This is a genomic window from Psychroserpens mesophilus (assembly GCF_000826645.1).
Classification (GTDB): Bacteria; Bacteroidota; Bacteroidia; order Flavobacteriales; family Flavobacteriaceae; genus Psychroserpens; species Psychroserpens mesophilus.
Window position 1 is genome coordinate 1 of sequence record NZ_JXJP01000024.1, and the last position, 8,415, is coordinate 8,415.

Consider the following 8,415-nt stretch of genomic DNA (forward strand, 5'->3'; position numbering starts at 1 on the left):
TGAATGGCTTTTTTTTATTGATGCGTTTAGGTTGAGCGTAGTCGGATACCTCTTTAAGTAAAGTGGTAAGTTTTAAAATGAAGTGAATTCAATGACATCTCCTTTTTCTAAATTCCAGACATCACTCAGTCCAGCATTAACTTCTAAAACATATTTCGCTGGAGCTTCTGAAGGTAAAGAAGTTTCATCCATTGGTTTAGCATTTTTTTGAATGCTAACAATCTGTTTGTGTTCTGAAATGTAAATGATATCTAATGCAATTTCAGTGTTCTTCATATAAAAACTTCTATAATCAGAATCCGGGAAAATAAATAACATACCTTGATTGTTATCCATGTGATCGCGATACATTAAGCCTGTTTGAGTAGAATAGTCATCGTCGGCAATTTCAATATCAAGTTTAGTAATTATTGAATCTGAAACCGACTTTTTAATTTGAAGTTCACCTTCCTTTTTAAAAGAAACAGTAATCGCTTTAACGGTTTTGCTTTTGGCCTCTTCCTTACATGAAATGCTAGAATAACATACAACACCAATAATAGGAATAGTAATTAGTTTTAGCCATTGTCGCTTCATTACTAACTTAATTTGTCTTTAGGTTTATAAACGAACATAAAATAGAGTCCGATTAAAATAAATGGAATACTTAATAACTGACCAGTTTGTAAACCAAATAATGTGAAATATTCTTCACCTTGTGGTTCTTTCAAATATTCAACGAAGAAACGAACCGTCCAAAGAAGCACTAAAAACAAACCAAATAAATACCCTTGTTGTTCGCTTTTATTTGTTTTCCAATAGACAAACATTAATATCAGGAATACAAAAACATAACTAAAAGCTTCATACAATTGGGCAGGATGTCTAAACGGAACTTTTTCTAAATACTCCGCATATTTCGGATCGCTTCCTAATGCTGTGTAAGCGTCTTTAACGTCTTTAATGCCTGTGATTTTTACAACATCATATTTATTATAGGTATCTTGAATGAACTGAACTCCAAATGAAGAATCAGTTACTTTCCCTATGATTTCAGAATTGATAAAATTTCCTAAGCGTACAAAAACAGCACCTAAAGCAACTGGAACTACAACACGATCAAGAATCCAGAGTACAGTCTTTTTAATCACTTTTTTATTGTATAAATACATGGAAATAATCATACCTATAGCAGCACCATGACTTGCTAAGCCTTGAAAACCAGTAAATTCAACGCCTCCTTTAAATTTAAACGGAAGGAAAATACTAAAGAAATCATCATTGATTAATTCGGGCTGATAAAAAATCACGTGACCAAGACGTGCGCCTAACATGATACCAAGAACCGAATAGATAAAAAGCGAATCTAGTGCTTCGTTGGTTTGCTTTTCATTTATGAAAATACGTTTTACGATATAGAAGCCTAATAAAAAGGCAATTATCCACATTAAACTATAAAAGTGGAGCGTAAAAAATCCTAAATCAATTCCTTTAGAAGGGTTCCAGACGATATCTAAAGCGTACATATTTTTTGTTTTTATGAGGTAAAGATACTATTTATGACCGAATGGTCGTAAACGTTAAGATAGTTTTAATCTTCTTTTTCGGGAACAGGATCGTAACCACTTTTTCCCCATGGCGACGGAACGTAAAAGGAAATGTACAGTGTACATTTTTAGTGAATGTGCGAGCTTGCGCCTAGGCAAATATTTAGTTGTCATCCTTTTTAGGAACAGGATCGTAACCACTTTTTCCCCATGGATGACAACTAAATATTCGTTTTATAGCTAGTTTTCCACCTTTAAAAAAACCATGGACTTCTAAAGCTTCTTTGGCGTAATGAGAACAGGTCGGTTGAAATCTGCAAGAAGCAGGTGTAAATGGAGAAATCAAGGTCTGGTATACTTTAATTAAAAAGAGAAAAGGATATGTCAGGAGTTTCTTCAATTATAGTAAAGGTATTAAGTTGTATGTTGTTAAGTTGTGGGTTTTACTTTAAAAAGTGATTTCTTAAACTATTGATTTTATTGGTTATTGATTCAATATCTTGTCGTAATTTAATAAAGTTTTCGTCAGAAATTAAATCAAGTTCTTTTGATATAATTAATTGATTTAGCAATTCTAAAGATGAACTATATGAGATAGTCATAAAATGCGCTTTATCTTTTTTAGTTAAACGCGACGTGCCTTCAGCAATATTTGAAGATATAGAAACCGAGCAACGACGCATTTGTGAAGTAAATCCATACTTTTCTTCCTTAGGTAATAATTTAGTTATTTTATGTGTTGATATAGCTAATTGAATGGCTTCTTTCCAAACCTCAAGTTTCTCAAATAAGTAAGTGCACATAAATCTTAAATCTATAACAAATATAGATTGTTTTCTACAAATATAAAAGATTATTTAGCAACTCAACAACTCAACAACTCAACAACTCAACAACTCAACAACTCAACAACTCAACAACTCAACAACTCAACAACTCAACTCTTACAAAGAAAACGTCGTACCATTCTTACCATCATTAAGCTGAATTCCTTTTGCAGCTAATTCATCACGAATTTTATCAGATAAAGCAAAATCTTTATTGGCTCTCGCTTCTTGACGTAATTGAATTAATAATTCAACTGCGGCTGATAGTTTACCAGTACCAGAATCAGATTTAGACGTATTGACCAATCCCAGAACATCAAATGTAAACGCATTTATAGTTTTCTTTAATTCTTCTAGATCTTCAGAAGTTAATGAAGCCTTATTATCTTTAATCTGATTGACTAATTTAGCAGCTTCAAAAAGATGCGCAATCAAGATTGGTGAATTGAAATCATCATTCATAGCATCATAACATTTCTGTTTCCATTCAGAAACATTAAACGTAGATGTAGTTCCGGCTTTTAAATCGTCTAAAGCATTTATAGCATCCATTAACCTATAGAAGCCTTTTTCACTTGCCAACAAACCATCATCAGTTAAATCTAAAACACTTCTGTAAGACGATTGTGCATTAAAAAAACGAATCACACTAGGAGCATATGCTTTACTGAAAAACTTGTTGTTTCCCGATAACAATTCATCAGGATTAACCGTGTTTCCTGTGGTTTTAGACATACGTTGCCCGTTTAACTGAAGCATATTAGCATGCATCCAGTAGTTTACAGGTGAGATGCCCTTTGCTGCTTCACTTTGTGCAATTTCGCATTCGTGATGAGGGAATTTTAAGTCCATACCACCACCATGAATATCAAAATTATCACCTAAATATTTTGTGCTCATAGCTGTGCATTCCAGATGCCAGCCAGGAAATCCGTCACTCCAAGGTGATGGCCAACGCATGATGTGTTGAGGTTCAGCTTTTTTCCAGAGTGCAAAATCCTGTGGGTTTTTCTTATCACTTTGTCCTTCTAAAGCACGAGTGTTATGGATTAAGTCTTCCAGCTTTCGCTTGCTTAATTTACCGTATTCGTTAGATTCATTAAATTTATGAACGTCAAAGTAAACAGATCCGTTTACCTCATAAGCAAATCCGTTATCAATAATAGTTTTGATAAGCTCAATTTGTTCAATAATATGTCCAGTAGCAGTAGGTTCAATGCTGGGAGGTAGAAAATTAAGTGTGTTTAAAATGTTATGAAAATCAACTGTATAACGCTGAACCACTTCCATAGGTTCGATTTGTTCTAAGCGCGCTTTTTTTGTAATCTTATCTTCTCCGGCATCAGCATCGTTTTCTAAATGACCTGCATCTGTGATGTTTCTAACGTATCTGACTTTAAAGCCTAAATGTTTCAGATATCTGTAAATCATATCAAAAGACATGAAGGTTCTTACATTTCCTAAATGAACATTGCTATAAACGGTTGGTCCACAAACATACATACCAACATAACCTTCTTCAATGGGTTTAAATATTTCTTTTTTACCGCTTAATGAATTATAAATCTGAATGGTCTGGTCTTTATATAGTTGCATGCTGAATAATTGTAAGGTCCTTAAAATTAAAATGCTGTATCTAGATTGATGTAGTCTAAGAATTCTCTTTTGGTTTCTTTTTCTTTGAACTTTCCGCCAAATTCAGACGTTACTGTACTGCTATCAATATCTCTAATCCCTCTAGAATTTACACAGAGGTGTTTGGCGTCAATCACGCAAGCTACATCCTGAGTGTTGAGAACACCTTGTAACTCTTTAACGATTTGAATGGTTAGGCGTTCTTGAACTTGTGGTCGCTTTGCAAAGTAATCGACAATACGATTCATTTTGGAGAGCCCAACTACAGTTCCGTTGGAAATGTACGCAACATGTGCTTTTCCAACGATAGGAAGTAAATGATGTTCACACGTTGAATATACTGTGATATTTTTTTCAACGAGCATCTCGCCATATTTGTATTTATTGTCAAAAGTTGAAGCTTTTGGTCGTCTTTTAGGATCAAGACCACCAAAAATCTCATTCACAAACATTTTTGCAACGCGATTGGGTGTGCCATTTAAACTGTCGTCTGTTAAATCAAGTCCTAAAGTTTCCATGATATGACGAACATCATCTTTGATAATGTCTATTTTTTCTTCATTAGTAAGTTTAAAAGCATCATTACGTAATGGAGTTTCAGACGAAGAACCGATGTGGTCATCACCTATTGCTTCAAAATCTTCCAAGTCTTTTTCTATTTTCATTAATTAAATGTTTCTGAGTATTATCGATTCCTTATTAATAAACCTGCTCAAAATTAAAAATGTATAAATCAACTTTAAAAGTTGGTTTTAGAGTCTGCAAAGATAAACAATTAAAAAAAGTTAATCTAAAGGTAGGAGTTTTTTAATCTTAAATGTTATAGTAATGTACGTATTGGTCGTTATTTACGTTTCGACATTAACAGTATTTTAATTAAAATTTTCTTAAATTTCACGTCTTTTAATCAATAGAAAGCTATGAGTACAAAATATCTTCTGCCTTTGGCATTCATTTTTAGTGTGTTAACGATTAATACATCGTTTTCTCAAAATAGTCAAAAACAAAAACCATTGCAGCATGTCGTATATTATGATAATGTTGACGCGCCACTAACGGCTAAAGAGTTGGGACAAATTGTTGAAGTTTACGGAGAGCATGCCGAAGAAGATATTTTAAGTAAGCCACAACGCTTAAAGGATTTAAAGCATATTCTTAGAAACCGAGTAGAAATTATTGAACTTCAAGGAAAAGACTTGTCAAGCTTTAGTAACCTATCTACGATTCCACTTTTCAATCATTACAATAAAGGTTTAAGTCGTGATGCTTCATACAATGCGAATACATTTAATCCCTTAAAATATCAATTTAACTTTTATTCAAGAGAAGGTTCAAAAACGTACCGATTTGATAATTCACAGTTTTTAATAATCATCAAATCTCAAAACCCTCAATAATCTTCATATTATGAAAAAAATAACTACGCTATTATTCCTCATTTTTTCAGTTTTTTCATATGGTCAGGATATTCTGATGCAAGATGGAACTATAAGTCAATGTACAGATCGATTTTTTGATTCAGGAGGTGAATTTGGACCTTATTCAAGTAATGAAAATTTCACGTTAACAATTTGTCCGCCTGATGCAGGTGATGCTATTCAGTTGTCATTTACAGAATTTAATACTCAATTAAACTTAGATTTATTAACGATATACGACGGTCCAGATAATACGTTCCCTTCTTTAGGTTCATTTTCTGGAGGAAACAATCCTGGCGTTATTGAAGCAACAACTCCTTCAGGTTGTTTAACTATTGAGTTTGTGTCTAATGGTTCGGGTACTACTACAGGATGGGCTGCAGATATTGCTTGTTTAACTCCTTGTCAATCTATAGTAGCAAATTTGGATAGTACAAACCCAGCGTTTGACGTCAATAATGTTGTTGTTGCAGATGTAAATGAAGTCATAACATTTAATGGTAGTGGTACATTTTCAGTAGACGGAACTGGCGCGACTTACTTTTGGGATTTTGGTGATGGTAACACTGGAACAGGAGCAACTACAACACATCAATATGCTACAGCTGGCTTGTTTACAGTGACCTTAGTCATTACAGATACCAATCCTTCAGGTTGTTCTAGTGCAAATATGATTAATTTGACCGCTCAAATTGGAGCATCTGGTCCAGGAAATCCATTTGTTGAAGCTGGTGACGATATAGTTATCGATTGTGCAGATGATTGTACAGATATCACTGCAGAATTTTTAGATATTGGTGAAACAAATACCTATACAGTTTCTGCAATTCCTTTTGTGCCACCATTTGCTTTTAATGGTTTAACGAATTCATTAAATCCTAATCAAGATGACCGTTGGTCTGGTGTGGAGAATTTACCGTTTGATTTTTGTTTTTTTACAAATATTGAAACCCAATTTCAAGTGGGATCTAATGGTGTAATTCGTTTTGATGTTAATGCAGGTGACACCAGTAATGGTTGGTCTTTTAGCGAAAGTTTACCGAATAATACAAACGATACTCTTGGAGAAGCTAACGTATTAACACCAACTCATGATATAGATCCGTCTGTAGGTAATGCAGAAGAAATTGCATGGGAAATTATTGGTACAGCACCAAATAGAGTATTGGCAGTATCATTCTATGAAGTGCCAATGTTTTCTTGTAACAATTTAGTAGCTACACACATGGCAGTGTTTTATGAAACAACCAATGTGATAGATATTTATATTAAAGATAAACCATTGTGTACAGGGTGGAATAGTGGAAATGCAGCTGTTGGTATTCAAAATGATGCAGGTACAACAGCTTTTGTACCACCTGGAAGAAATACAGGTCAGTGGACAGCTACTGATGAAGCTTGGCGTTTTACACCTGCTGGTCCTAGTATTATTGACTTTGCATGGTTGGATGAGTCTGGAGCAGTTATTGGTACAACACCGACGTTAAATGTTTGTCCAACAACTACAACCACATATACAGCTCAAGTAACTTACACCAATTGCAATAATGATGTTGTTATCGTTACAGATGACGTTACTGTTACTAAAGATGTTCCTTTTACAGTAGATTTGGGTCCAGATCAAGATTTATGTGAAGGTGACGCTGATATTATTTTGGATGCTGATATCGGTTCTGCTACAGCCACATATCAATGGTATATAGATGGGATATTACAAGCTGCTGAAACTAATTCTACCATTACGGTGTCATCTCCCAATTCAGGAGTTTATTTAGTAGAGGTTACCGATCAGAGTTGTACTTTGAGTGAAGACGTAGAAATAACTTTTTTACCGAATCCTTTTATAAACCCTATTACCGATTATATTCTTTGTGATGACGCTGTTATTGATGATTTAACTGAATTTGATTTATCTACCAAAGATGCTGAAGTTTTAGGTGGACAAACTGATGTTGTTATTTCTTATCACGCAACACAAGCTGATGCAGATAATGATGCAAATCCTCTTCCTAATCTTTATACAAATACAGTTAATCCACAAACTATTTTTATCAGATTAGAAAATACGAATAATACTTCTTGTTATGTTGTTACAACATTTGATTTAATTGTTTCTTCAGGACTTGTTTTAGTTCAACCTGATGATTTAGTTGTTTGTGATGATCTTTCAGCTGATGGGTTTGAGCAATTTGACTTAGATTCTCAAACAGCAGTTATTTTAGATGGTCAGACAGGAGTAACATTGACTTATCATCTTAGTCAAGCTGATGCAGATGCAAATATAAACGCACTTACCAGTCCTTACACAAATATCTCTAATCCTCAAACTATTTTCGTAAGAGGAGAAAATGATTCTAATACCTTGTGTTTTGAAACAATCTCTTTTGATTTGATCGTTAATCCTGGGCCAGCTGTTATTGTGCCAACACCTTTGTCTACATGTGATGATGATACGGATGGTTTTGCGATATTTACTCTAACAGATGCTAATACGGAAGTGATTAATGGTCAGGCTAATGTTGTAGTGTCTTATTATGAAACTCTTGCAGATGCCAATTCATCAACAAACGAAATTTTTTCACCTTACACCAATATCATTCCAAACTTGCAAACTGTGTTTGTAAGGTTAGATGATACAGTAAATGGATGTTTTAGTACCACGACTTTAGATTTAGAGGTTATCATGAATCCATTAGCAAATTTTGTAACGCCCTTGGAGGTTTGCGATGATGACAACGATGGGTTTTCGAGTTTTGATTTAAGTTTAAAGGATTTGGAGGCCGTTGGAGTTCAAACGGGTATGGTTGTCACGTATCATGAGACGCAATCAGATGCTGACAATGGGGTTAATGTACTCCCAATACCCTATGATAATATTGTACCAAATGTACAGACGGTGTATATTCGAGTAGAGAGTGGAACGACAGGTTGTTATGATACGGTAGAGTTAACATTGCTTGTTAATCCGTTGCCAGATACGGTTTCGGTTACGCCATATGAGTTGTGTGA

The 8,415-nt window shown here is 34.2% G+C and carries 8 protein-coding genes; 2 read left to right on the plus strand and 6 right to left on the minus strand.

Annotated features, from left to right (window positions below):
• Positions 1-72: 72 nt before the first annotated feature.
• From TD18_RS14950 to folE, 6 genes are all read right to left on the minus strand, one after another.
• Complete coding sequence (locus tag TD18_RS14950; RefSeq protein ID WP_040254230.1) at positions 73-576, minus strand: DUF192 domain-containing protein; 504 nt, start codon at positions 574-576, stop codon at positions 73-75.
• 2 nt (positions 577-578) lie between these two features.
• Positions 579-1,505 (minus strand): prolipoprotein diacylglyceryl transferase, encoded by a 927-nt coding sequence (gene lgt, locus TD18_RS14955; RefSeq protein ID WP_040254232.1) that lies wholly within the window; start codon positions 1,503-1,505, stop codon positions 579-581.
• 184 nt (positions 1,506-1,689) lie between these two features.
• Positions 1,690-1,926 carry a membrane protein insertion efficiency factor YidD gene (yidD, locus tag TD18_RS14960; protein ID WP_040254234.1) on the minus strand — a complete coding sequence of 79 codons (237 nt, stop codon included), beginning with the start codon at positions 1,924-1,926 and terminating at the stop codon, positions 1,690-1,692.
• A 43-nt stretch (positions 1,927-1,969) separates the two neighbouring features.
• Entirely contained in the window at positions 1,970-2,329 is a 360-nt protein-coding gene (locus tag TD18_RS14965) for a four helix bundle protein (protein WP_040254236.1), read from the minus strand.
• A 141-nt stretch (positions 2,330-2,470) separates the two neighbouring features.
• Positions 2,471-3,949, minus strand: coding sequence for a cysteine--tRNA ligase (gene cysS / locus TD18_RS14970; RefSeq protein WP_040254238.1), 1,479 nt, complete (start codon positions 3,947-3,949; stop codon positions 2,471-2,473).
• 26 nt (positions 3,950-3,975) lie between these two features.
• Positions 3,976-4,653 carry a GTP cyclohydrolase I FolE gene (gene folE, locus TD18_RS14975; RefSeq protein WP_040254240.1) on the minus strand — a complete coding sequence of 226 codons (678 nt, stop codon included), beginning with the start codon at positions 4,651-4,653 and terminating at the stop codon, positions 3,976-3,978.
• 255 nt (positions 4,654-4,908) lie between these two features.
• Between folE and TD18_RS14980 the strand changes: the two genes are divergently transcribed.
• Both TD18_RS14980 and TD18_RS14985 read left to right on the plus strand, forming a co-directional pair.
• The gene (locus TD18_RS14980) at positions 4,909-5,385 is read left to right on the plus strand and encodes a hypothetical protein (protein WP_040254244.1); all 477 of its coding nucleotides are present in this window, start codon (positions 4,909-4,911) and stop codon (positions 5,383-5,385) included.
• 10 nt (positions 5,386-5,395) lie between these two features.
• Positions 5,396-8,415, plus strand: a 3,020-nt coding sequence (locus TD18_RS14985) for a PKD domain-containing protein (protein ID WP_152611388.1), incomplete at its 3' end; no start/stop codon positions are given.